21 protein-coding genes, 2 tRNA genes and 1 pseudogene are annotated in these 24,390 nt (G+C 69.4%); 11 read left to right on the plus strand and 13 right to left on the minus strand.

Annotated features, from left to right (window positions below):
- Nucleotides 1-18: 18 nt before the first annotated feature.
- Both B4V06_RS09105 and B4V06_RS09110 read right to left on the minus strand, forming a co-directional pair.
- Complete coding sequence (locus B4V06_RS09105; RefSeq protein WP_498169329.1) at nucleotides 19-792, minus strand: NAD(P)-binding domain-containing protein; 774 nt, start codon at nucleotides 790-792, stop codon at nucleotides 19-21.
- A gap of 88 nt (nucleotides 793-880) precedes the next feature.
- Complete coding sequence (locus B4V06_RS09110; protein WP_123112014.1) at nucleotides 881-2,128, minus strand: MFS transporter; 1,248 nt, start codon at nucleotides 2,126-2,128, stop codon at nucleotides 881-883.
- Between the two features lie 313 nt (nucleotides 2,129-2,441).
- Between B4V06_RS09110 and B4V06_RS09115 the strand changes: the two genes are divergently transcribed.
- Entirely contained in the window at nucleotides 2,442-3,713 is a 1,272-nt protein-coding gene (locus B4V06_RS09115; protein ID WP_498169331.1) for a glycosyltransferase family 2 protein, read from the plus strand.
- Between the two features lie 8 nt (nucleotides 3,714-3,721).
- Here the strand turns inward: B4V06_RS09115 and B4V06_RS09120 are convergent, their stop codons facing one another.
- Nucleotides 3,722-3,985: a YgaP family membrane protein gene (locus B4V06_RS09120; protein ID WP_123112012.1), complete on the minus strand. Its 264-nt coding sequence runs from the start codon at nucleotides 3,983-3,985 to the stop codon at nucleotides 3,722-3,724.
- A 113-nt stretch (nucleotides 3,986-4,098) separates the two neighbouring features.
- Nucleotides 4,099-4,782 carry a thioredoxin domain-containing protein gene (locus B4V06_RS09125; RefSeq protein WP_123112011.1) on the minus strand — a complete coding sequence of 228 codons (684 nt, stop codon included), beginning with the start codon at nucleotides 4,780-4,782 and terminating at the stop codon, nucleotides 4,099-4,101.
- Between the two features lie 133 nt (nucleotides 4,783-4,915).
- Here B4V06_RS09125 and B4V06_RS09130 point away from each other — a divergent pair.
- Together B4V06_RS09130 and B4V06_RS09135 are read left to right on the plus strand one after the other, a co-directional pair.
- Nucleotides 4,916-5,206: pseudogene (locus tag B4V06_RS09130) on the plus strand (DUF5779 family protein); the annotation flags it as partial.
- Between the two features lie 127 nt (nucleotides 5,207-5,333).
- A complete protein-coding gene (locus tag B4V06_RS09135) occupies nucleotides 5,334-6,308 on the plus strand; it encodes a nucleotidyltransferase family protein (protein ID WP_123112009.1) in 975 nt (324 codons plus the stop codon).
- Between the two features lie 129 nt (nucleotides 6,309-6,437).
- Here the strand turns inward: B4V06_RS09135 and B4V06_RS09140 are convergent, their stop codons facing one another.
- Nucleotides 6,438-6,650: a DUF8145 family protein gene (locus B4V06_RS09140; protein ID WP_123112008.1), complete on the minus strand. Its 213-nt coding sequence runs from the start codon at nucleotides 6,648-6,650 to the stop codon at nucleotides 6,438-6,440.
- A 103-nt stretch (nucleotides 6,651-6,753) separates the two neighbouring features.
- Entirely contained in the window at nucleotides 6,754-8,217 is a 1,464-nt protein-coding gene (locus tag B4V06_RS09145; protein WP_123112007.1) for a DHH family phosphoesterase, read from the minus strand.
- 148 nt (nucleotides 8,218-8,365) lie between these two features.
- Between B4V06_RS09145 and B4V06_RS09150 the strand changes: the two genes are divergently transcribed.
- Nucleotides 8,366-8,439 (plus strand) — tRNA-Lys (locus tag B4V06_RS09150).
- Between the two features lie 119 nt (nucleotides 8,440-8,558).
- Here the strand turns inward: B4V06_RS09150 and B4V06_RS09155 are convergent.
- Entirely contained in the window at nucleotides 8,559-8,975 is a 417-nt protein-coding gene (locus tag B4V06_RS09155) for a thiol-disulfide oxidoreductase DCC family protein (protein ID WP_123112006.1), read from the minus strand.
- Between the two features lie 162 nt (nucleotides 8,976-9,137).
- On the opposite strand from B4V06_RS09155, the gene B4V06_RS09160 reads away from it, so the two are divergent.
- The 5 genes from B4V06_RS09160 (at nucleotide 9,138) to B4V06_RS09180 (ending at nucleotide 16,242) form a co-directional block, all read left to right on the plus strand.
- The gene (locus tag B4V06_RS09160; RefSeq protein ID WP_123112005.1) at nucleotides 9,138-10,787 is read left to right on the plus strand and encodes an HTTM domain-containing protein; all 1,650 of its coding nucleotides are present in this window, start codon (nucleotides 9,138-9,140) and stop codon (nucleotides 10,785-10,787) included.
- Nucleotides 10,788-10,945: 158 nt separating this feature from the next.
- On the plus strand, nucleotides 10,946-13,057 hold the full coding sequence (locus tag B4V06_RS09165) for a PAS domain-containing protein (protein ID WP_123112004.1): 2,112 nt from the start codon (nucleotides 10,946-10,948) through the stop codon (nucleotides 13,055-13,057).
- 57 nt (nucleotides 13,058-13,114) lie between these two features.
- Nucleotides 13,115-13,879 (plus strand): response regulator receiver protein, encoded by a 765-nt coding sequence (locus tag B4V06_RS09170; RefSeq protein ID WP_255212528.1) that lies wholly within the window; start codon nucleotides 13,115-13,117, stop codon nucleotides 13,877-13,879.
- A gap of 101 nt (nucleotides 13,880-13,980) precedes the next feature.
- Nucleotides 13,981-14,721 carry an SDR family oxidoreductase gene (locus B4V06_RS09175; protein ID WP_498169338.1) on the plus strand — a complete coding sequence of 247 codons (741 nt, stop codon included), beginning with the start codon at nucleotides 13,981-13,983 and terminating at the stop codon, nucleotides 14,719-14,721.
- A gap of 222 nt (nucleotides 14,722-14,943) precedes the next feature.
- On the plus strand, nucleotides 14,944-16,242 hold the full coding sequence (locus B4V06_RS09180) for an MFS transporter (protein ID WP_123112001.1): 1,299 nt from the start codon (nucleotides 14,944-14,946) through the stop codon (nucleotides 16,240-16,242).
- Nucleotides 16,243-16,249: 7 nt separating this feature from the next.
- Here B4V06_RS09180 and B4V06_RS09185 read toward each other — a convergent pair whose 3' ends face one another.
- From B4V06_RS09185 to thrS, 4 genes are all read right to left on the minus strand, one after another.
- On the minus strand, nucleotides 16,250-16,981 hold the full coding sequence (locus B4V06_RS09185; RefSeq protein ID WP_123112000.1) for a class I SAM-dependent methyltransferase: 732 nt from the start codon (nucleotides 16,979-16,981) through the stop codon (nucleotides 16,250-16,252).
- Nucleotides 16,982-17,097: 116 nt separating this feature from the next.
- Nucleotides 17,098-18,207, minus strand: a complete 1,110-nt coding sequence (locus B4V06_RS09190) for a guanosine monophosphate reductase (RefSeq protein ID WP_498169342.1) — start codon at nucleotides 18,205-18,207, stop codon at nucleotides 17,098-17,100.
- A gap of 110 nt (nucleotides 18,208-18,317) precedes the next feature.
- Nucleotides 18,318-19,484 (minus strand): pyridoxal-phosphate-dependent aminotransferase family protein, encoded by a 1,167-nt coding sequence (locus B4V06_RS09195; RefSeq protein ID WP_123111998.1) that lies wholly within the window; start codon nucleotides 19,482-19,484, stop codon nucleotides 18,318-18,320.
- A 146-nt stretch (nucleotides 19,485-19,630) separates the two neighbouring features.
- Nucleotides 19,631-21,607: a threonine--tRNA ligase gene (gene thrS, locus B4V06_RS09200; protein ID WP_176329431.1), complete on the minus strand. Its 1,977-nt coding sequence runs from the start codon at nucleotides 21,605-21,607 to the stop codon at nucleotides 19,631-19,633.
- A gap of 175 nt (nucleotides 21,608-21,782) precedes the next feature.
- On the opposite strand from thrS, the gene B4V06_RS09205 reads away from it, so the two are divergent.
- Nucleotides 21,783-22,763, plus strand: coding sequence for a PLP-dependent cysteine synthase family protein (locus B4V06_RS09205; protein ID WP_498169345.1), 981 nt, complete (start codon nucleotides 21,783-21,785; stop codon nucleotides 22,761-22,763).
- A 33-nt stretch (nucleotides 22,764-22,796) separates the two neighbouring features.
- Here B4V06_RS09205 and B4V06_RS09210 read toward each other — a convergent pair whose 3' ends face one another.
- Together B4V06_RS09210 and B4V06_RS09215 are read right to left on the minus strand one after the other, a co-directional pair.
- A complete protein-coding gene (locus B4V06_RS09210) occupies nucleotides 22,797-23,219 on the minus strand; it encodes a CoA-binding protein (RefSeq protein ID WP_498169347.1) in 423 nt (140 codons plus the stop codon).
- Between the two features lie 101 nt (nucleotides 23,220-23,320).
- Nucleotides 23,321-23,923 carry an RAD55 family ATPase gene (locus B4V06_RS09215; protein WP_123111995.1) on the minus strand — a complete coding sequence of 201 codons (603 nt, stop codon included), beginning with the start codon at nucleotides 23,921-23,923 and terminating at the stop codon, nucleotides 23,321-23,323.
- 211 nt (nucleotides 23,924-24,134) lie between these two features.
- Between B4V06_RS09215 and B4V06_RS09220 the strand changes: the two genes are divergently transcribed.
- Nucleotides 24,135-24,209: transfer RNA gene (locus tag B4V06_RS09220), tRNA-Arg, on the plus strand.
- Nucleotides 24,210-24,390 lie beyond the last annotated feature (181 nt).

Below are 24,390 nucleotides of genomic sequence, written 5' to 3' on the forward strand. Positions count from 1 at the left end.
TTACCGTGGTCGATCGGCTCACTCGTGTCGCTCTCGTCCCTCGCGGTCGCCGCGGGCCGCCTCGTACAGGTCGGCGAACGCCTCCGGGTCGGCGTCGGCGATCTCGCGGGCCGCGGCGGCCACGTCGTCGGCGCCGTCGAAGGCGCGCTGGATCTCGGCGTACACCCCGGGCGCACCCTCGGTGACGGTGTCGGCGACATCGTCGAGCGCGGCCGAGACCGGGGTGTGGAACTCCTCGCGCACGTCGTCGCCCGCCAGCCGCCACGCGAGGACCGCCGCGTGCGCGCCGGCCTGCACCGTCTCCATCGCCCGGTCGTGCTCGGCGGGCGTCGTCTCGAACACGTCGTTGCCGCCGGCCTCGATCGCGGCCGCGATCCCCTCGACGACGGGGCCGCCCTCGTCGACCACGCAGGCGACGTTGCCCGGGACGCGCGGCGGCGCGAACAGCGGGTGGAAGCTCGCGCGTTCGAGGTCCGGCGCGTGCTCGCGCATCGCCGCGACCGCCTCGGTCATCTCGCCGGAGACATCGAGGACCGCCCGCTCCGCCCGGGACGCGTACGCCTCGACCGCCGCCGGGACCGCCGACATCGGCACCGCGAGACACACCGCGTCGTGGGTCGTGTCGCCGTCGGCCGGGACCGCCCTCGCGTCGCGCGAGGCGGCGGCGTCGCGGGCGACCTCGGGGTCGCGGTCGGCGAAGGCGACCGCCGCGTCCACCGGCGACTCGTCGGCCGACACCGTGTCGGCGATCCACCGGCCGATCTCGCCCGCGCCCACGACGAGTAGGTCCATCGGTTGCCCGGACGGAGGGCGCGCGAGGCTTAAAAAGGCTCGACTCGGTCGCCGGTCCGGGGCCGCCCGCACCGTTCTGGGGCGAGCGCTACTCCGAGGCCGACCGCTCGGCGTCTCCGCGGAGCCCGAGGAGGCCATCGCCCGGGGCGAGGGCCCGGACGGCCGGGAACAGCGCCAGCGCGATCGCGAGCTCCAGCCCGCCGACCGCGAGGAACGCCGGCGTGTACCCGAACGCCTCGGTGGCGCCGCCGCCGACGAGGAAGCCGGCGAGGAAGCCGAGCGAGCCGAACACGTTGAACAGCCCCATCGCCGCGCCGCGGGCCTCGGGCTCGACGAGGTCGGTGACGAGCGCCATCGTCGCCGGCGCCATCAGCGCGCCGCAGACCCCGACGAGGGCCATCAGGCCGGCGGCGACGGGGTAGACCGGCGCGAGGCCGACGCCGACCGTGACGACCCCGTACGCGATCGACCCGACCACGACGGGGAGGAAGCGGCCCACCCGGTCGGAGAGCGACCCGAACGGCGACTGGAGCAGCGCGAACGGGACGAAGAAGAGCGCGAGCGTCGCGCCCGCGCCGGCGGCCGAGAGGCCGAAGGTCTCCGGGTCCTGAAAGTAGTAGACGCCGACTAAGGCGAAGAAGCCGGCCGTGAGTCGGTCGACGAACCCGAACGCCAGCGGGACGAGGAGCCCGCGGGTCGTCCGCGCTTGCGCGAGCACGTCGCGGAACCGGGCGTCGTCGCCGTCGCCCTCCGCGCTCGCCCTTCCGACTGCCCGGTCGTCGACGGCCGCCGCGAGCAGCCCCGCGCCCGCCAGCACCGCGGCCCCGGCGTACACCGGGTAGAACGTGTCGACGTCGGCGAGCGCCCCGCCGACCACGGACCCGAGGGCCGCGCCCAGCCCGATCGCCGTCCCGGCGGCGCCCATGTTACGCCCGTTGCCGCCGCGTAAGTCCATCAGCGACGTGATCGCGAGCGAGAACGCGCCGATCGTGAGCGCCCCGCCGACGACGCGGACCACGAGCGCCGCCCGGAAGCCGAGGCCGAGGCCCGGCACCGCCGCCAGCGCGACGTACGAGGCCGCGCCGCCGAGGGCGCCGGCGACGATCAGCGGGACCCGCCGCCCGAGGGCGTCGCTGGCGGCCCCCCAGACGACCGCGAAGGAGACGAACGCGCCGAACTCCGCGACGAGGAACCACATCCCGGCGTCGATGCCGGCCGGCGCGCCGAGCGCGACCACCAGGTCCGGCACGCCGGGGTAGAGGAGCACCTGCGAGACGAGCACCGCGAGCACGACGGCGCCGAGCAGCCGCCGTTCTCCGCGGTCGTCGTCGCTCATTTGCTTATAAAACGGGCCGAACGGGCAAAAGAACGACGCTCCGTGGGGAGGGCCGTGCCCGCGGCGAACCGCCCGTCTGGTCCCGTCGAAACGGTCGGCGGGGGCGCCGACGCCCTCCCGCCGCGCCTCGGGACTTTTTAAGCACCACGTTGAAGTAATCACCAGACCAACCGGTTTCCACCGACGACTGACGGCCGCGGGCGGCGGGACCCGCCCGCACAGTGAACTCGGCCGAAACTGATGACTGAAGGGACCAACGAATGAGATCGGAACGGAGCGCAAGCGACGCAACAGTCGGAGTTGAGCGCGGTCGATGATCGAACCGCTCGCCGCGACAGCCGTCGCGCTCGTGTTCTGGGTGACGCTCCTGTTGTACGGCTTCTCCTCGTTCTGGTGGCTGCTCGAAGTGACGGTCCTCGCGTACGGCTGGCGGGCCGACGACGAGAGCGAGATCGGCCTGGATAACATCCAAGTGCGTATTCTGACGTACAACTCGCCGTCGACCGTGCAAGTGACCGTGAACTCAGTCCCCGAGGGAGTGGCCGAGACGAAGGTGATAGCCGAGGCGGAGATGGACATCGACGGCGCCGACGTCCACGTCGTCCCCGACGAGTTCGAGAGCCAGGCGCAGAAGAAAGGCCGAGCCATCGAGTGGGCCCGTCGGCACGTCGCCTGCGAGCAGGAGTACATCCTGTACCTCGACGAGGACAGCATCATGGTCAACTTCGAGGGACTGCCGGCCGCCGACCTCGTCCAGATCACGGAACACCCGCTCCGGACCGGGTCCTGGCTGGTCTACCTCTGTGAGGTGTTTCGGGTCGGCTACCAGCGCGAACAGCGCGCCTTCCACCGCATGGCGTATCCCCTCTACGCGTGGGGCGGCGCCGTCGCCGTCCGGACCGAACTCGAGGACGAGGTCACGTGGGACGTCCCGACGATCACCGAGGACACAACGTACATCTGGCGGGCCGCCAAACACGTTAACCGCAAGGGCGGACGGTTCGACTACCGCCTGCTGAACAGACGGTTTCGGAACCAGGCCCCGCCCTCGATCCGGGAGATGTTCAACCAGCGACGGCGGTGGATGTCTGGGACGCTCCGGGACATGTACCGGCTCCCGCGGCGGTACCTCCCGCTCCAAGCCGCGCGAATTATCACCTGGACGCTGTCGCCCGTGATCCCGCTGTTGTCCGTGCTGGCGTTCCTCTATCCCGAACTGGTCCCGCAACACGGCCTCTATCAGATCGCCTCCGTCGGCCTGTTCAGTATGCTGTTCGTGTATATGACGGCGGGGCTGATCGAGTACCGCAAGTACCCCGAGCAGTGGCCCGTCTACCTCGCGTTGACACCGCTCGTCGTGACGCTCTACGCCGTCGGAGCGTTCTGGGGCATGCTCCGGCCGGCGAAGGACTTCAAGATAACCGAGAAGACGCCGGGGCGTGTCGGCGTGGAGACGCTCACGGAACTGAATCCCGACCTAGATGAGGAAATCATGGCGCCTAACGAAGAGACCGCGGAGCCCGGAAAAGAGACCGCGGCGTCCGACGGGGAGTCAGACGCCGCGGCGGCGTCGGCCAACGACTGAACGATCGGCTACCCCCATGTGCTCCCGCCGGCGTACTCGTCCTCGCATCGACAGGTGTCGATACCGAGCGCGGCGTAGACCCCGCAGGTGCCCGTGACGGCACCGGCTCCGAGAATCAAGACGAGGACCGCCAGCCCGCCCGTAACGGCCAGCGTGAGCGGCTCTCGGGGCATCGAGTAGTAGAGCCAGAGGGCGACTGCCGCCGCGATCGGCGCCAGCACCCCCCGTGCGATCCGGTCGCGACGGCCGACGTTCTGCTTTCTCCCAGCCATGTCACTAACGATACGTGTCCGATAAATAAATAGGTTACAATCGCGCGTTACACCGGTACCCGGACGCTCGCGCAGCGCCGCTCGCCTTCGACGCCGCTTACGACGCCGCCAGCCTACAGCGCCGAGTCGATCGCCGCCGAGATCGCCGCCGCGTCGTACCCCTCGACCGCCTCGCCGTCCACGAAGATCGTCGGCGTCCCCTGAACGCCTATCGACTGCCCCTCGCTCCGGTCGCTCATCGACGCCTCCTCGTAGGCCGCGAACTGCGCGTCGGCGATGGCGGCGCACGGGTCCGCGCCGGCGGCCTCCGCGGCCGCACCGATCGCCTCTCCGCTGTAGCTCCCCTGCGACTCGTAGGCCGCCGTGGCGAACTCGAAGAACGCCTCGGAGCCGTTCCGGGCGCCGACGCCGCGGGCCGCGCTGGCGACGGGGACCGCCCAGGTCTCGTTGACCGGGATCGGGAAGTCCCAGTGCTCGTAGCGCACCTCGCCGGGGTCGATGTACTCAGCGCGGACCGTCGGGAAGTGGTCCAGCTTGTAGGAGGCGCAGTGGCCGCAGGTGAAGTCCTCGAACGCCTTGACGACGACGTCCGCGTCCGGGTCGCCGATGACGGGCCGGTAGTCGAGGGCCGGGTCGGCGGGCTCCGAGAGGTCGCAGTCGTACGCGCCCGTGTCGAGCGTGTCGCTGCCCTCACTCCCCCCGCCGTTGCCGCCGCCTCCGCCGCCGAGACACCCCGCCGCGCCGACGACGCCGACCGACGCCGCGCCCGCGATCAGAGACCGCCGCGTGCGTTCCATACTCGCCGTTCGGACCGGATCGCACTTAACCGCTCCGCGACGGCCGCGGGGGCCCGCGCCGGAGAGGGGTGGCTCGCGTCCGAACGTTTGTTCGCGTCCGAACGTTTTTGCCGGCGCCTCGCGACCCTGTGGTATGAGCGACTGGGACCTCGACCTGCGCGACGCCGAAGAGCAGATGGACGAGGCGTTCGCGGCCGGCGGCGACGTCGTCCTCGGCGTCCTCGACGGGACGACCGACCCGGAGGAGTGGGTCCGCAGCGTCGACTACGGCAACACGCTGGTGCTGTCCATCGAGGGCGACCTCAACGAGCTCGCCGCCGGCTTCGCCCGCGAGGTGAAGGACATGGGCGGCGAGCTGATGCATTTCCGCGGGTTCCTCGTGGTCAGTCCGCCGGGCGCGAGCATCGACACCGATCGGCTGAGCGGGTGACCGCCGCGTCGACCGCCAACGCTCCGCGTCGACCGCTAACGCTCCGCGTCGATTTCGGGCCGCGTTTTTGACCGTTGACACGAGCAAAAGAGGTTTGTCACCGGAGTGAGACGGGGGGTGTATGAAAGCCGTAGTACTCGCAGGGGGTTACGCGACCAGACTCTGGCCGATCACCGAGCACCGTCCGAAGATGTTCCTGCCGGTCGGCGAGAACACCGTCATCGACGAGATCTTCGAGGACTTCGAGGCCGACGACCGCGTCGACGAGGTGTTCGTCTCGACCAACGAGCGCTTCGCCGACACGTTCGACGAGTACCTCACCGACAGCCCGTTCGAGAAGCCCACCCTCTCGGTCGAGGAGACCGTCGAGGAGGACGAGAAGTTCGGCGTCGTGGGGGCGCTCGAACAGCTCGTCGACCGCGAGGAGGTCGACGACGACCTCATCGTCGTCGCCGGCGACAACATGATCAGCTTCGACCTGGCCGACTTCACCGACTTCTTCGAGTCGAAGGGGACGCCGACGTTGGCCGCCTACGACGTGGGCGACCGCGAGCGCGCGAAGTCGTACGGGCTCGTCCAGCTGGACGGCGACGAGGTGATCGACTTCCAGGAGAAGCCCGAGAACCCCCAGTCGACGCTCGTCTCCATCGCCTGCTACGCGTTCCCCGCCGAGACGCTCCCGAAGCTCACGACGTACCTGGAGGACGACAACAACCCGGACGAGCCGGGGTGGTTCCTCCAGTGGCTCCAGGAGCGCGGCGCGGTCCACGCGTTCACCTTCGACGGCGCGTGGTTCGACATCGGCACCGCCGACAGCTACCTCGACGCGGTCGAATACGCGCTCGAAGGCGGCACGCTTGTCGCCGACGACGCGACCGTCGAGGGCTCCGACCTCGGCGACGTGGTCCACGTCATGTCGGGCGCGACCGTCACCGACTCGACGCTCGACCGCTCCGTCGTCTTCCCGGACGGGACGATCACCGACTCCGAGATCCGAAACTCCGTGATCGACACAGGCGCCACCCTGGAAGGGGTCGACCTCTCCGGCGCGCTGATCGGCTCGTACACCTCGATCACCGAGGGCGACGACTTCTGACGGGTGAGGGCTCCTGACGGCCGACGGTTTTTAAGAAGGGCGGCCGGGTTAAGCGGAGGCGACCGTGAACGGTCCTGCGTCGCTCGCGGCCCGACTCCGCGACGTTTCGCGCTACTCACCGGCCGTTGGCTACTCGCCCGCCGAGCTCCCGGCCTGTCCGTGCGTGTGGTGATAACAGTCGAGCGCCGGGTCGTCACCGTCGTTCGCGGGGTCGAAACACACCCGCTGATACCGCTGGTTGTCGAGCAGGTTGACGACGAACCCGTCCGCGTGACGGGACACCGACTCGTAGGGGTCGCCGCAGGCGGGACAGGTCGCGGGCGGGTCCTCCGGGACGTGCATGGTGATCGCGCCGTGCGCGTGTCGCTGGTCAGGGCCGAACGAGTAAAACGGATCCGGGGGTCGGGGGCGGCCGCCTCGTCGCCGTCCGCCGTACCTCGTGGCGCTACGACCCGTTCCCGCCGTCGCCGCCGCCCTCGACGCCGAGCGCGTCGAACAGCTTCCGGCGGACGGCCTCCTCGGTGAGATGCAAGAGGGTGTCGCGGTTCTCGCCGCTCGCCTCGATGCCGGTGAAGATGCCGAGCGGGATCGACAGCGAGCCCTGCGTGGAGTGGCCGGCGGCGTCGCCCATCTCGGAGAACGCCTCGTCGAGGACGTTGCCGATGTTCAGCCGGATATCCTTCGAGCGCGCGGCGAGGTAGATGGTGTCGTCGGCGATGCCCAGGACGGCGGTCGTCGTGATCCCCTCCAAGTTGAGCAGGTGTTGGGCCGCCTGCGCGAGCGCTTCGCGGTCCCGGATGAAGCCGGCCGTCGAGAAGAGGTGGCTCCCCTGCACCTCGCGGTTCTGGATCGCCTCCGCGAGGACGTCCAGCGTCTCGGGGCTCATCGACGGCGACTCCACCTGTTCGAGCGTGTCGTGGTTCGCGAACGGGTGGAGGTACGCGGCCGCCGTCAGGTCCGCGGGCGTCGTGTCCCGCTTGAAGTCGAGCGTCTCGGCGCGGATCCCGTATAAGAGAGCGGTCGCGACCGCCTCGGTCGGCGACTGATCGAACTCCTGAAGGTACTTCGTGAGGATCGTCGACGTCGAGGAGACGTTGGTCCGCACGTCGACGAACCGGGCGTCGAACGGGACCTCCGCCTCGAGGTGGTCGAGGTAGATGTCAATATCGGCGTCGAAGTCGAAGCCGTCGTCGGCCGATTTCGCGAGGTCGACCGCGGCGACCGTCTGATACTCGGGGAGGTCGGGCGCGTCCGACCGCGCCACGAGGTCGATCCCGAGGAGGTTGACGAACGCCCGGTTCTCCTGGTGGCCCACGTCGCCGGAGTAGAGGATGTCGGCCTCGACGCCGAACGCGTCCGCGATCGCTTGTAGGGCGGTCGCCGACGCGATCGAGTCGGGCTCCGGGTTGTCGTGGGTCAAGATCGCCATCCGGCCGCCGCCCTCCTCGATGATCTCCGCGAGCTGGCGGGCCATGTACTCCAGCTCGCCGGTCTCGAGCGACTGGAGAGCGCTGTCGGCGATCACCGTGGAGGGGTTGATCACCACGTCGGCGCCGCGCTCGCGGAGCTCGTCCTCGCTGACGGGGTCGGAGGCGCGGACGACGACGTAGTGGTCGCCGCCGACGTCGCGGATCGCCGAAACGGCCGCCTTGTTCGCCTCCACGTCGCTGGAGAGGATCAACACGATGTCCCGGTCGTCCAGGGCCTCGACGACGTCGGGCTCGGCGATGTCCTGTACCCGGGCGTTGAGGTCTTGGTCGCGGAGCGCCTCGACGCGACTCTCGTCGCGGTCGAGGATGAGCACGTCCTTGCCGCGATCCGTCAGCTCCTCTGCGACGGCGTGTCCGACGCTGCCACAGCCCAGGATCGCGTACCGCGTCCGTGCCGATCCGGATGCCCCACTACTCATTACCCGTGAATTCCGCGGGACGCCACTTAACGAGTGCGCTCTCCGTGTGGGAGGGGCGAACAGGGCACACTTCCGCGGGGCGAGAGGGCGGCTTCGTGCGCCGTCGAATGAAAAGGCCTTTTACGTCGACAGCGGTAGAATTCGGTGAGGGCCGGTAGCTCAGTTAGGGAGAGCGACGGACTCTTAATCCGTCGGTCGCGTGTTCAAATCGCGCCCGGCCCGTTTCTTCGAGCAGTGTTTCGCGACGAGCGAACCGCTCTCTTGTGGACCCGATACCGAGTTAGCTCGGTAGCCGCTGATTTATGTATACGTGACCGGGCGGCACTTATAAACGACCCCGCTCACTCCAAGAACCGCGACTCGACATCTCCGGACGGCATCATACACTGGTCCTTCTTGCCAAACCACCGGTATCGGTTGTCGGCGACGAAGTCGTAGATCCGGTCACGGACCGATCGGGGAAGGTAGCGGAACGGGGAGAGGAGCCGATAGGCACCGCCGAGCCCCGTCGCGATCTGGATGATCGCCGACGACTTCACGTAGCTCTCGCCGTCTTCGATCAGGACGACCGACTCCAGTTCGTCGCTCGGCAGGTCGTGCTCGGCCAGCAGCGCCTGTCCGGCGTCGGACTGGAGGGAGGCGAAGCGGTACTTGCCCTCCTCGTCGCGGGGGAGGACGAACTGCACGAACCCGCTACAGAGGTTACAGACGCCGTCGAAGAGGATGACCGACTCGTCGTCGGGGGGATCCGTGGGCATCGCGTGGCTGAAGTACGGACCCGCCGCAGTTCATGCTTCCGGTCGGGGGACCCGAGTCCCGCTTCGATCGGCAGACGGAGGACCGTCGAACGCGGAAGCCGGTCTACACCAAGCTTATGCCATTCGGGGGGTGATGCTGTCGAACGACGGGGTCACGAAAGTATGGATCAAAAGCCCTCCGACGGCAGTACCCGATCGCGACTCTCGAGCGCCATCGACCGCTTTTCGGCGGCGTTGGCCGCGCGAGTCGCGATCGATCTGCGCGCGCTCGCGGCCTTCCGGATCGGGCTCGGCGCGCTGTTGATAGCCGACCTCGCGCTGCGCTCGCGCTCGCTGACCGCCTTCTACACAGACGACGGCGTGCTCCCACGCAGTGCGTTCCTCTCGGACTACTCGGCGAGCCACTCGCTGCACGCGTTCGTCGGCGAGCCGTGGGCCGTGGCGCTGCTGTTCGTCGTCGCGGGCGCGTTCGCGCTCGCGCTGCTCGTCGGGTACCGGACGCGACTCGTCACGGCCGTCTCGTGGGTGCTGCTGCTCTCGTTGCACGCTCGGAACCCGATGCTGTTGAACTCGGGAGACAGCCTGCTGCGCATGCTGCTCTTCTGGAGCTTCTTCCTCCCGCTCGGCGCACGGTGGTCGGTCGACGCCGTCAGGCGAGCGGACGCGCCGGAAGACGATACCGACCCCGGAATTGCGGGTTCGATCGGGCCCGCCGTGGCGACCGTCGCCGGGTTGGCGCTCCTGTTGCAGATGCTCGTGATGTACCTGACCAACGCCGTCCACAAGTACGAGGGCGACCTCTGGATGAGCGGCGAGGCGGTCGTCTACGTCATGCAGGCCGACCACTTCACCTACCTCCTCGGCAACCACATCGCCGAGTTCCCCGGCCTGCTGCGCGCGCTCACCGTCCTGTGGCTCGTGCTCCTGTTCGCGTCGCCGCTGTTGCTCCTGCTCACCGGGATCCCGCGCGCCGCGGTCGCCTCGCTGTTCGTCGGCATGCACCTCGGGATGCTGGTCACGATGCCGATCGGTCTCTTTCCGGTCGTCGTCGTCGTCGGTTTCATTCCGTTCTTCCAGACGCCCGTCTGGGACGCCGCCGAGCGCGCCGTCGCTCGTCTGGGCCCGTCGACGCGGATCGCGCGCTGGCGTGCCGGGCTCGAATCCCGGACGAGGGCGCTCCTCTCGCTCGGCGCGTCGCTCCCCTCGCTCGGTGCGTCACTCCCTCGACCGACCGCGTCGGAGCGCCTCGCCGGCCTGCGGGACGCGGACCTCTCGGCGGGCCTCGCGCGCGGACGCGTCCTCTTCTCGACAGTGCTGCCGTACGTCTTCCTCGTCCTAGTCGTCCTCTCGAGCGCGCAGGCGGTCGACTACACCGAGGTTCCCGAGCCCGGCGAGGACGTCTTAGACGCCGTCGAGATGGACCAGTCCTGGCGGATGTTCGCGCCCGATCCCACCCACACGACGCGATGGTTCGTCGTCTCCGGAACCCTCGAAAACGGGACCGAACGGGACGTGTTCCGAGACGCGGCGGTACGTTTCGAACGACCGCCGCGTGCGGAGACCACCTATCCGAGCGCGCGCTGGCGGAAGTACCTCACCAACGTCTACTCGACCGACAACGAGAACCACCGCTCGTACCTCGCGAACTACCTCTGTGCGGAGTGGAACCGCACCCACGAGACGGGCGTCGAGAACGTGACCGTCTACCAGCTGTACGAGCGAACCGACCCCTACAACGGGACCGTCGAGGCCGAGGGACAGTTCGAGATGATCGAGTACGACTGCTCGGGCGAGTTCGTCCAGAACGAGTGAGGTCGGACCGTCTCGACGGGCGCGGAGGCGATCGCTCGCGTCCGTCCGCCATCGGCAATCCCCCACGTCACCGCGATTGGCGGCCAGAGAGGGCGCTGCGATGCCGGTTCTGATAATTTGGGTTATAGACTTTTATTCTCCACCGCAGTCGCTCGGGTATGGAGCCTCGAACGGAATCAGTTCGGACGGTCGTTCACGTCGGCCCCGCCGGGGACCGGGTCCGGGAAGCGGCCGCGAAATCGACGGTCGTCGACGGACCGGACCGCGTCGTCACCGTCGATCCCGAGGCTATCGGAGACGCCTCGCCGGATCCGGCCGACGTACGGCTGATCGTCTGCGAGCTGACGCCGGCGTCGGGGGTCGATTCCCTCGTCGCGATCCGCGAGGCGGTGCCCGGCGTCCCGTCGCTCGCGGTCGTGGCCGACGACGCCGCTGTTGACGACGCGCTCGCGGCCGGAGCGACCGACGTGCTGGTCCGCCGGGACGGCGTCGACGAGCCGACGCTGCTCGCTCGACGGATAGACACGGTCGCGACCACGCCGACGCGGCCGCCGCTCGCCGCCGAGCCGACCGAACGCCTCCTCGATGCGATCGACGACGCGTTCTACACCCTCGACACGGACGGCGCGCTCAGGCGGTGGAACGACAGCCTCGGAGAGATCACGGGGTACGGCGACGACGAGCTGGAGGGGAAGCACGCGCTGGAGCTCTTCGCCGGCGCCGACAGAGACCGGATCGCAGACGCCATCGAGACCGTGCTGGAGACCGGCACGGCAACCGTCGAGGCGGAGCTGATCGCGAAGGACGGCGGGGCGACTCCGATCGAGTTCACGGGCGCCCTCGTGACCGACGCCGACGGGACGCCGCGGGGCATCGTCGGCATCGGTCGGAACGTGACCGATCGCCGGGAACGCGAGGACCAGCTGTTGCGACTCCGACAGGCCGTCGAGACGGTCGTCGAAAGCGCGCCCCTGACGCTGTTCGAGGTCGAGCCCGACGGGACGGTCTCGACGGTCCGCGGCGAGACCCTGTCGCGTCGGCTCCGCCGTCGGGTCACCCCAGGAGACGACGTCGCGGAGGTCTTCGGCGACCAACCGCGGGTTCGCAGCGCCGTCGACGCCGCGTTCGCGGGCGAGTCCGCACACGAGCTCGTCGACCTGGCCGACGCGACGCTCGAAACGTGGCTCCAGCCGTCACTGGACGAGACCGGCGCCGTCAGTCGCGTGATCGGCCTGACCCTCGACGTGACGGAGCGGGAGGAGCGAGCCGGCATGCTCGATCAGATCCAAGCGAACGCCGGCGAGGTCATCTGGATGTCCACTCCGAGCAAGGAATCGATGGACTTCGTTACCGATTCGTACGAGACCGTCTGGGGGCGCTCACCCGAGACGCTCGACGAGAACGCGACCTCGTTCGTCGAGGCGGTCCATCCCGACGACCGCGAGCGGGTCGAGGCGGCGGTGGCCGAGCAGCGCGAGGACCCGGACGCGTACGAGGAGACGTATCGGGTGATCCGACCGGACGGCGAGGTCCGGTGGGTCCACGACCAGTCGTCCGGCGTCTACGAGGGCGGTGAGCTGACGCGTATCGTCGGCATCGCGACGGACGTCACGGTCCGGAAACGCCGCGAGCGGGAGCTCCGGTTGAAGAACCGCGCCATCGAGACCGCGCCGGTCGGGATCGCGATCCACGAGGCGACCGGACCGAGGAGTCCGATAACGTACGTGAACGAGGCGTTCGAAGCGACCACGGGATACGAGCCCGACTCGATCGCCGGCGAGGGCCTCTCGGAGCTCGTCGGCGACGCCACGGACGGGGATCGCATACGGGAGCTCGAGACGGCGCTCGAGGCGGGCGAGCACCGGTCGCGCACCGCCGTGCTCCACCGCGCTGACGGGACGCCCTTCTGGGGCCGGATCGCCGTCGCTCCCGTCGTCGAGACGGACGGCGACGTGACGCACGCGGTCACGTTCGTCCAGGACGTGACCGAGTCGAAGGAGCACGAGCAGTCGATCGAACGGCACCTGGCCGAGTTCGGCGAAGTGCTCGCGGAGGACCTCGGGGTCCCGCTGCGGGAGGCGAGGGGACACCTGGACGCGGCGATCGACGACGGAGCGGACGAGGAGCTCCGACGGGCGACGCGATCGATCGAGACCGCGATCTCGCTCGTCGACGACCTCGCGACCGTCCACTCGTTCTCGGTCGAACCGCGACATCTCTCGGAGTCGATGCGGGAGTCGCTGCCGGGGTCCACCGCGGGGGACGAGTGAGATGACCGACCGCCGAGTTCGCTCGGCCGGTCGATCGCCGGTCGGTGGGTGATCCGCGTGGAGCTCCCGGCGTCGGCGATCGTCGTCTGCGAGTCGAACCGGACGAGGGCGGACCTCTACGGGCTCTGGCTCGACGACCGCGAGGTCCGGCAGGCGCTGACGCGGTCGCAGTTCGTCGAGGCGTTCGACGCCGGTATCGCGGTCGTCGTGTTGGAGCACTCGTTCGGCGACGAGGGGGCGGAGTCGATACTCGATCGAGTCGGATCGCGGGCGCCTCACTGCCGCGTGGTCGGGGTCCGAGACCGGTCGACCGCGACGCCGGAACCGAGATACGACCGCGAGATCGAACGGCCGGTGTTCGAGGCGGAACTCGCCGAGTCCGTCGAGGCGCTGTTCAACCGCGCGAACTATCACCTGCTGCTCGACCTGTACTACCGGACCACGGTCGTGATCTCGACGTACGAGTGGCGGGCCGACGGCGACCCGTCGGACGACGAGCGGTACGGGCGGCTCCGCGACCGGGCCGATCGCATTCAGGGCTATTTAAACGGGCTCCGGCCGCGGATGAGCGACGAGGACGTCCGCGCCGTCGCACGGGGGATCACGATCGCCGACGCCGCCGCCGTCGACGCCGACGCGACCATCGAGAGCAAGTACCGGCCCGACGGCTGCTCGCGGTGCGGACAGGACTGGAGCGAACCGATAGACGGCGGCGATTCGGCCGCGCGGCTGGCGGCGTACGTGTGGCGCTGCGTCAACTGCGGGCACGTCGACATGCGCGCGGACCCGAACCACCGACACGTCAGCTCGTTCAGGCGCTGAGCCGGTGGAGGCCGCCGATCCGGCGGTCGGCGGGCCGGCGACCCACCCCCGAGTTCACCGCGACGCGACCTTTTATCAGCGATGTCGCCGACGGCGTACCCATGGTGACACTCGACGACGCGACGGTGCTGGTGACCGGCGCGAGCTCCGGGATCGGCGAGGCGACGGCGCACGCGCTGGCGGCGCGCGGCGCGAGCGTCGCGCTGCTGGCCCGCCGCCGGGACGCGCTGGAGTCGCTGGCGGCGGAGCTGGAGGCCGACCACGACGCGAGCGCGCTGGTCGTCGACGGCGACGTGCGCGACCGGGCGACGAGCGAGGCGGCGGTCGAGGCGGTGATCGACCGGTTCGGCGGGCTCGACGCCGTCGTCTCGAACGCGGGGATCGGCCGCGGCAGCGACGTGGCGACGATGACGGACGAGGAGTACTTCGCGATGCAGGAGACGAACGTCGACGGGACCTTCTTCCTCACGCGCGAGGCGCTCCCGCACTTAAAAGAGAGCGAGGGGACGCTCGTCGTGGTCGGGAGCTTCGCGGGCCAGTACCCGCGCTCGTTCAACCCGGTGTACGCCGCGACGAAGTGGTGGGTGCGCGGCTTCGCGCACAGCGTCGCGGCGCAGGTCGGCGACGAGGGCGTCGCCGTCTCGGTCGTGAACCCCTCCGAGGTCCGCACCGAGTTCGGCAGCGAGGACGGCGAGCCGTTCGAGGAGCGGTTCGAGCCCGGGACGGTGACCGAGCCAGAGGAGGTCGCCGAGGCGATCGCGTTCGCGGTCACGCGCGAGGGGTCGTCCGCGCAGGAGATCGACCTCTTCCGCCGGGACAAGTTCACCGATACGCTGTCGTAGGACCCCGAACGTCACTCGGTGGGAGACTCGATCGGCGCGCCGCAGTCGGGACAGACGTCGTCCCCCCGCGTGACCGCGAGGTCGCACTCGGGACAGAACCGACGGTCGCAGGCGGGGTCGCCCATGGCCGAGAGACGGAGCGCGCCTCACATAACTCCGGCGGCGGTCGCGCCGCGCCTTTCGAACCGAAATTCCTTTTAAAACGCTGCGCGCCGATCCGGTGTGAGCAACGCGGACGCGGCGAACGGGGCGATCCGATCGCAGTTCTGGGCGCTCTACCTCACGCGGTTCGCCGAGGGGTTCGGCTTCATCACGCTGTTGACGCTGCTGCCGACGTACATCAACACGCTGGACCCGCAGGCGACGACGGTGCTCGGCGTCACGATATCGGCCGGCTTCGTCATCGGGATGTACACCACCGGGTTCACCCTCGCGCAGACGGTCGCCGTGGTCCCGCTCGCGTGGGCCGGCGACCGGTTCGACAAGCGGCTCGTGCTGCTCGGCGTCCTCGGCGTCGGCGCGGGCGTGTACGCGCTGTTCCCGCTCGTCGACTCCTCCGTCACGTTCATCCTCGTCCGCGCGCTGCAGGGGCTCGTCGTCACCGGCGCCGGGCTGATGACGCTCTCGCTGGTCGGCCAGATCGCCGACGTCGGTACGCGGGCCGGCAAGATCGGGAAGGCGAACGCCGCGTCCTTCGCGGCCTCGATCCTCGGGTCGCTCGGGGCGGGTGCGGTGTACGACGCGGTCGGGTTCGGGCCGGTGTTCGCCGTCATCGCGGCGCTAATGGTGATCGCGTGGGCGGTCACGTGGGGGTTCCTCGACTCGGACCCGACGCGGGTCGAGGGGTTCCCGTTCACCGATCTCGCGGTCAACCGCAAGATCGTCACGATCTCGACGTTCCGCGCGCAGTACGCGTTCGCCGTGACGATGGTGCGGACGTGGGTCCCGATCTACGCCGGCACGGAGCTGGCCGCGGGCGGGCTCGCGGTCGGCGCGACCGCGGTCGCGGTCACCGTCACTGCCGAGAAGGCGACGAACATGGTCGGCCAGCTGTTCACCGGCCGGCTCTCGGACGCCTACGGCCGCTCGCTGTTCGTCTTCGCCGGCGGGGGCGCCTACGGCCTCGTCGCGGTCTGTATCCCGTTCGCACCGGCCGCGGGCGCGCTCGTCGGCGCCGACGTGACCGCCCCCCTGCTCGGCGCGCTGCCGCCCGCGTACCTGCCGCTCGTGGCCCTCTCCGGGCTGCTCGGCGTCGCCGACTCCTTCCGCGAGCCGGCGAGCATGGCGCTGTTCGCCGACGAGGGGACCGACGACGGGGGCGTCGCCTCCAGCTTCGGGATCCGCGAGCTCGTCTGGCGCCCCGGCTCGGTGGCCGGCCCGCTGATCGCCGGGTGGCTGATGGTCGAGGTGAGCATGGCGTCCGTCTTCTACGTCGGCGGCGCGTTCGCGGTCACCGGCGTGCTCGCCTTCCTCGCCGTCCTCGCGTATGACCACGGCAGGACGGCGCTGACGACGTGGTGAGGTCGACTCACTCCGCGCCGCGCTTCCGCAGCGCGGCGCGGTAGTGGTACCCGTTCCCCTCGTCGCCGCGGGCGACGTCCGCGACCGTCCAGTCGGTCCCGACGGCGGCCTCGCGGAGTCGGGCGGGGCTGAACAGCCGGAGCTGGAGGATCGGGTTCGTCTCGCCCTCGTACTCGAAGAACATCACGCGGTGCGCGAGCCCCGGCGTCGGGTCGTCGCGGTAGCCGACGAGGTCGGCTGTCGCGGGGTGCGTGGGGTCGTAACAGTCGACGACCGCGGTCGCGTCGGGCGTCGTCACGTGCGCGAGGTCGCCGAGGAACGCGGAGAGCCCTCGCATCGACCCGGCGAGGCCGAGCTGGGTGCCGTTCGCGAGCGCCGACCCGAACCGGTCGCGGGAGAACTGCTCGCGCAGCGCGAACATGTCGCCCTCGCGGGCGTCGTCGACGCCGCGGTCGCGCATCGTCTCGACCAGCGCGGGGCTCGGTTCGAGCGCGACCGTCTCGAACCGCTTCTGGAAGTACAGCGCGTGCCGGCCCGTGCCCGCGCCGAGGTCTACGAGCGGTCCCTGCAGCCACGACGCCAACCACTCGTGCGCCGGGTCCTCGCTCGGATCGAACTCGGTGAAGTAGAACGCCTCGATCGGGTGTTCGACCGTCTCCCCGCCGTCCCGGTGCAAGAGGGGCTCGTCGCGCTCGCCGCGGAAGTGGTCGCGGATCGCGCGGCCGAAGGCGTCCGTCATGCGTCGAGAATGCGGGGTCACCGTGAAAAGTCGCTCGCGAGTGAGTCACGCAGACGCATGGACCCCCGCGCACCTCTCGATCGGCGGATCGGAGTCGTGCGGGCGCGTCCGGCGATTCAGTCGTCGCTCTCGGCGGCCGACCCGCCGGCCGCGTCGCCGACCCGTCTCGTCTCGCTGTCCACGCTGATCCCCTCCCAGTCGTCGTCGGTGTGGAACCCCTCGCGCTCCTTCGCACCGGGCGCGACGCGGATGAACGCCGCCTTCTCCCGGGCGCGCTCGATCGTGTGCCCGCCGCAGTACGAGAGCCCCGAGCGGATCCCCTGACAGAACTCCTCGGCGACGGTCGCGACCGGCCCCTTGTACGGCGTCAGGGCCTCGACCCCCTCGTCGGCGACCACGTCGGCGCCCTTGTCGTCGCGGTCCTCGGCGGCGGCGGTCGTCGCCATCCCCCGCGACCGCTTGTACCGCGTCCCGTCGACCTCGACGACCGCGCCCGGCGCCTCCTCCGTCCCGGCGAAGAGGCTCCCGAGCATCACGGTGTCGGCGCCGGCCATGAGCGCCTTGACCGCGTCGCCGGAGGTGCGGATCCCGCCGTCGGCGCAGACCGTCGCGTCGAGGCCCTCGGCCGCCGTCGCGCAGTCGTCGACCGCGGTGAGCTGCGGGACGCCGGCGCCCGCGACCTTCCGCGTGGTGCAGTGCGATCCGGGCCCGATGCCGACCTTCACGCAGTCGGCGCCGGCGGCCGCGAGGTCCTCGACGCCCGCGGGCGTCGCGACGTTGCCGGCGATCAGGTCCGTCTCCGGGAACTCGTCGGCGATGTCCTCGACCGCCGCGACCGTCCGGTCGAGGTGGCCGTGCGCGACGTCGACGACCACGGCGTCCACGCCGGCCTCGACCAGCGCGGCGCTCCGGGCAACGTGGTCCTCGTTGATGCCCACCGCGGCGGCGACCCGCTCGCCCGCGCCGGCCACGCGTTCGACCTGCGCCGCCTGTTCCTCGACGGTGAGGAACCGGTGGAGCACGCCGAGGCCGCCGGCGCGCGAGAGCTCGACCGCCAGCTCCGACTCGGTGACGGTGTCCATCGCCGCCGAGACGAGCGGCGTCTCCAGTTCGATGCCCGGCGTGAGCCGTGTCGAGAGGTCTACGTCGCTCCGGCTGTCGACGGGGGACCGCTGCGGAACGAGCAGCACGTCCCCGTAGCTCAGTCCGGTTCGTAGATCGTTCATACCCTTAGCGAAGGGAGAGACACGCGTTTATAAACCCCTCGCTGAGGTGCGACGGGCATTTAAAAAGACGAGTCGGAACCGCGGGTCGGACGAAGAGCGGCGGCGGCCGCTTAGAACCCCTGCTCGCCCAGCGCGTCCTCCAGCGCCGCCAGCACGTACTCGACGTTCTTCGGCCGGGCCGAGTGACCCATGCAGCCGATCCGCCAGATGTCGCCCTCGAGGTCGCCGAGGCCGGAGGCGATCTCGATGTCGTACTCCTCGAGGAGGTGCTCGATGACGGCGCCGTCGTCGACGCCGTCCGGGACGCGCACGGCGTTCAGGCTCGGCAGCCAGTACTCCTCGGCGGCGTTCATCTCGACCCCGAGGTCCAGCAGGCCCGCCTTCAGCTCGCCGGCGACGTCGCGGTGGCGGGCCCACCGCTCCTCGATCCCCTCTTCGGCGACCAGTCGGAGCGCCTCGCGGAGCGCGTACACGTTCGTGATCGGGGCGGTGTGGTGGTACGCGCGATCCTCGCCCCAGTACCCCTCCAGCAGCGAGAGGTCGAGGTACCACGAGCGCGGCTCCTCCTCGCGGTCGAGCACCTTGTCCATCGCGCGGTCGTTCAGCGTGAGCGGGCTCGCGCCGGGCGGACAGGAGAGGCACTTCTGCGGGCCGGAGTAGGCGACGTCGACGTCCCACTCGTCGACGCGCATCTCGACGCCCCCGAGCGAGGTGACGCAGTCGGCGATCACGTACGCGTCGTGGGCGTGCGCGACCTCGGTCAGGGCGGGCACGTCGGGCTGGCGGACGCCGGTCGACGTCTCGGCGTGGACGAAGCCGAACACGTCGGGCTGGTGCTCGTCGAAGGCGCGTTCCACGTCGACCGGATCGAGCGGCTCGCCCCACGGCGCCGACACCTCGACGACCTCGCCGCCGGCGCGCTCGGCCATCGACTTCATCCGCCCGCCGAAGTAACCGTTCGTCGGCACCAGCATCGTGTCGCCCGGTTCGACGAGGTTGCCGATGGCGGCCTCCATCGAGGCGGAGCCGGTGCCGGACACCGGAATGGTCCACTGGTTGTCCGTCCGGAACGTGTAGCGGAGCAGCTCCTGGACCTCATCCATGATCTCGACGAACGACGGGTCGAGATGGCCGACTAGGGGCGTGCTCATCGCCCTGAGAACTCGCGGATGGACGTCGCTCGGGCCGGGGCCCATCAGTGTGCGGTCTGGCGGCGTCAGCTCCCCCACGTCGGGGGCGTCTTCGACGTCGCCGCGTGCCAGTTGCGTGTCGCTCATACATGAACCCCCAACGGTGACGGTCAAAAGTACGGCGGAACGCGTCCGGGGTTCGCGGGGGCGAGGCCGGTCGCCTATCGAGGGGGCGAGGCCGGTCGCTTCTCGCGGCGGCGACGGGGGTCGCTTCCCGCGTCGTTTCCCCGGCGTTACTCGGCGTCGACGAAGTCCGGCTCGGTCCGCTTCTCGTCGCGTTCGTCGACGAGGTGGTCCACGAAGGCGTCGAGCTCCACGTCGCCGCGCTGGTTCTCGAAGCGGTCGCGCACGGAGACGGTCCCGGCCGCCTCCTCGTCGTCGCCGACGATGACCATGTACGGGAGCCGGTCGTCGTGGCCGGCGCGGATCTTGCGGCCGACGGTCCAGTCGCGGTCCTCGACCTCGACGCGGAAGCCGGCGTCCTCGAGCTCGTTTTTCACGCGGTGCGCGTAGCCGAGCGTCTCGTCGGAGACGGGGAGGATCCGGACCTGCTCGGGCGCGAGCCACAGCGGGAAGTCGCCGTCGAAGTGCTCGATGAGCACCATGAAGAAGCGCTCGTAGCTCCCGTACAGCGCGCGGTGGATCATCACCGGCTGGTGGTCCTCGTTGTCCTCGCCCGTGTAGGTCAACTCGAACCGGTCGGGCATGTTGAAGTCGAGCTGGACGGTGGGCCCGTCCCAGACGCGGCCGAGGGCGTCCTCGAAGCCGAAGTCGATCTTCGGGCCGTAGAAGGCGCCGTCGCCGGGCTCGACGTCGTAGTCGTAGCCGCCGGACTCGAGCACGTCGCGGAGCTGCTCCTCGGCGGACTCCCAGATCTCGTCGCCGCCGACGGACTTGTCGGGGCGGGTCGCTAAGGCGACCTCGACTTCCAGATCGAGCGTCTCGACGACCTCGAAGATCATCTCGATCACCGACTCGATCTCCTGGCGGATCTGGTCCGGCCGGACGAACAGGTGGCCGTCGTCGATGGTGAACGACCAGACGCGCGAGAGCCCGGAGAGCTCGCCGCGCTGCTCCTTCCGGTACACCTTCCCGTTCTCGAAGTAGCGCTGCGGGAGGTCGCGGTACGACCACGACTGCTGGTCGAAGATCGTCGCGTGGCCCGGGCAGTTCATCGGCTTGAGCCCGTACTCCTCGTCGTTGACGTCGAGGAGGAACATGTCGTCCTTGTAGTTCTCGTAGTGCCCGGACTGCTTCCACAGCTCCGTCCGGAACACGTGCGGCGTCTCGACCTCCTCGTACCCGTTCTCGCGGTTGAGCTCGTTCGCGAAGTCAGACAGCTCGCGGAGCACGGTCTTCCCCGGCGGGTGGTACAGCGGGAGCCCCGGCCCGGTCACCGTCGGGATCGAGAAGAGGTTCATCTCCTGGCCGATCTTCCGGTGGTCGCGCTCCATCGCCTCCTCGCGTAGCTCGAGGTGCTCCTCCAAATCGGACTCTGAGGCGAACGCCGTCCCGTACACGCGCGTCAGCGTGTCGTTCTCCTCGTCGCCGCGCCAGTAAGCGGCCGACACCTCCAGTAAGGCCGCCGCCCCGATCTCGCCGGTCGACTCGACGTGGGGGCCCTGACAGAGGTCCCGCCAGCCGTCCTGGGCGTAGAAGGTGACCTCCTCGTCGTCGGCCTCCTCCTCTAAGATCTGCAGCTTGTACTCGTTGTCGGCGTAGATCTCCTTCGCCTCCTCGCGGGACCGGACCTCGCGCTCGATGTCGTAGTCGGCCTCGATGATCGCCTCCATCTCGTCCTCGATGGCGTCGAGGTCGTCCTCGTCGAGGTCGACGTCGGTCACGTCGTAGTAGAACCCGTCGTCGGTCGGGGGCCCGATCGTGAGGGTCGCCTCGGGGTGAAGCCGCTGGAGGGCCTGCGCGAAGACGTGGGCGGCGGAGTGGCGCAGCACGGTGAGGTACTCGTCGGACTGGTCGGTGACGATCTCGATCCGCGCGCCGTCGTGGACCTCGGCGTGCTTCTCGACGAGTTCGCCGTCGATCTTCCCCGCCACGGTGTCGCGACCGAGCCCGGGGCCGATCTCGAAGGCGACGTCCTCGACTGTCGCCCCCGCCGGAACGTCCAGCTCTGATCCGTCCGGAAGGACGACCGTCACGTCGGCCTGCGCATCGGTCTCGCTCATACCTCTTCGGAACCGGACGAGCGGCATAAGTTTGTTCGATCCCCGGTACGACGCCGCGCCCGCGACGCGCTCGATGCCCGCCCGGGCGATTCCGACCCGAGCGCCGGCGACGTCGGCCGGCAACACCGGCCGACACCGCCGACAGGGGGACGCCGACGCGGGCATGGAAACACGCAAAAGGGGCGGCAACGATTGCGCGAACATGACGACCCATCGGGAGCCCCTGTCGTCGGTGCTGGAGACGATCGGGGAGACGCCGCTCGTCCGGGTGCACGACTCGCCGGACGCGGTGCCGGTGTACGCGAAGCTGGAGTCGTTCAACCCCGGCGCGAGCATCAAAGACCGGATCGGGAAGTACATGCTCGAACGGATGCTCGAGCGCGGCGACGTCGGCGAGGGCGGTACCGTCGTCGAGCCGACCGCCGGCAACACCGGGATCGGGCTGGCGGTCGCCGCCAAGCAGCTGGGACTGAACGCCGTGTTCGTCGTGCCCGAGCGGTTCTCCGTGGAGAAACAGCAGCTCATGCGCGCGCTCGGCGCGGAGGTGGTCAACACCCCGAGCGAGGACGGGATGGGGTTCGCCATCGACCGCGCCGGCGAGATCGCCGACGAGCTCGACGACGCCGTCGTCCCCCAGCAGTTCTCGAACCCGCTCAACGCCGAAGCCCACTACGAGACGACCGCCCCCGAGGTCGACGAGGCGCTGGACGGCGAGGTGGGCGCCGTCGTCGCCGGCTGCGGCACCGCCGGGACGCTGATGGGGATGGCCCGCTACTTCCGCGAGCGAGACGCCGACACCCGCGTCGTCGCGGTCGAGCCCGCCGGCTCCGCGTACCGCGAGTTCCTCGGCGAGGACGTCGACCACGAGGAGTACAAGACGGAGGGGATCGGCACGCACGACATCGACACCAACGAGCTGTTCGACCCCGCCCTCGTCGACGACATCCGACCGATCCCGGACCGCGAGGTCCACGAGGAGATGGGCCGGCTCGCCGCGGAGGAGGGCCACCTCGTCGCCTCCTCCGCGGCCGCGAACGCGATCGCGGCCAAGCGGGTCGCCCGCGAGATCCGCGACGGCGACATCGACGCCCCCCACGACGCCGTCGTCACCGTCTTCCCCGACTCCTCGGAGCGCTACCTCTCGAAGGGCGTCTATCGATCGTTCGAGGAGTGGGAAGGGTAGCCGCCTCGGATTCCGGACCGTCTCGGGGGTCGCCTACCCGCGCAGGCGACCGTGCTCGACTTTCATACACCGGTCCTGTACGACATCGATCCCGTCGGCCTCCGCGGCCGCGGCCGCCTCGTCGTGGCTGATCCCGAGCTGGAGCCACGCCGCGCCCGCGTCGCCGCGCGCCGCGTGTCGCTCGCGCACCGCGTCGAGGATCTCCGGCACCTCCTCGCTCGGGCGGAAGACGTTCACGAGATCGATCTCGCTCTCGACGTCCGCGAGGGCGTCGAACGCGGGCTCGCCGAGGACTCGATCCGCGAACGGATTCACCGGGACGATCCGATAGCCGTGGCGCTGGAGGTACGCCGGCACGTCGTGCGCCGGCTTGCCGGCCGTCGTCGAGCAGCCGATCACGGCGATCGTGTCGGCGTCGAGCAGCCGGTCGAGTCCCTCGTCGTCTGTGATGGGCATGCGTCGTTCTTCGCGGGCGGAGGGATTAAATCTACCACCCGAGACGCGATCGCTGGCCGACGGACCGAGGGCGGTCCGGGGGCGTCGCCCGGCCCACGGCCTCACGCCAGCCGGATCTCGGGCTCCCCGTCTTCGGGAACCTTGATGACGCCGTCGAAGAGCTGTTTGAGGGTGTTCATCGCCTGATCGTCGTGCGACGTCGAGTCGATGCTGAACAGGCCGAGCCCGTTGACGCTCTGGATGCGCCCGGTGAACACGTGGAGGAACCGGAACACCGTCTGGAGGTCCGAGTACATCAGCAGCGTCGACAGCGAGTGGACCATCACGCGGTTCTCCTCGATGCCGCGGTCGCCGAACGCCTGCAGGAACTCCGAGAGCTTGATCCCGATGCCGGTCATGTCCACCGGCGAGGAGGCGTACTTGATCCGGGACGATTCGCGGGCGTCGTTGACGCCCTGCTGGCGCGTGACGCAGTCGACGACGGCGACCGGCTTCCCCTCGTACGGCGTCCGCTTCTCGTAGTCTTTCAGGACGCGGTCGGCGCCGTCCTTCGTGGTCACGACGATCGCGCCGTCGCCGCGGTCGGTCCCGGCGGCCAACACGTCCATCATCATGGACCGCTTGCCGGTCAGCGGCGGACCGGTGAGCAGGAGGTTCGTTCCGGGTTCGACCTCCGCTTCGAAGTGTGGCCTCAGGTCATACATGGGGGTACCTCGACGACGGCAAGACCGGCCCGGACCGCTCGTTCGGCTGCGAGGCCGTACGACGAAGACACATCTACTACGGAAACCATACCCGGTCCCGATAATATTCTTTTTGATCGCTCACGGTCGGACCCAAAAGGTGGGCTCCGACGGTCACCGGACGATTTCGAACCGCGGGACTTAACACGTCCAGCGGAAAAGCAATCGGTACGGGCGCTTAGCTCAGTCTGGATAGAGTGCTTGGCTTCGGACCAAGTTGTCGCGGGTTCAAATCCTGCAGCGCCCATTCGTTTTCATGATGCTTCGGATTATGCAGACTGCGAAGAATTGTTTATAAACAATTCTTTTATTTGTGCTGAATCTCATCAGGTCCAGTGATACGGGTCAACGAGGTCATTCGGTTCGTAGGTTTCTAACCGTGATGAGCCGGTTAGAACTCTCAAAAAAAAAAAGAGATATCGCGTCTA

It is taken from the genome of Halorubrum sp. B53 (genome assembly GCF_059752395.1).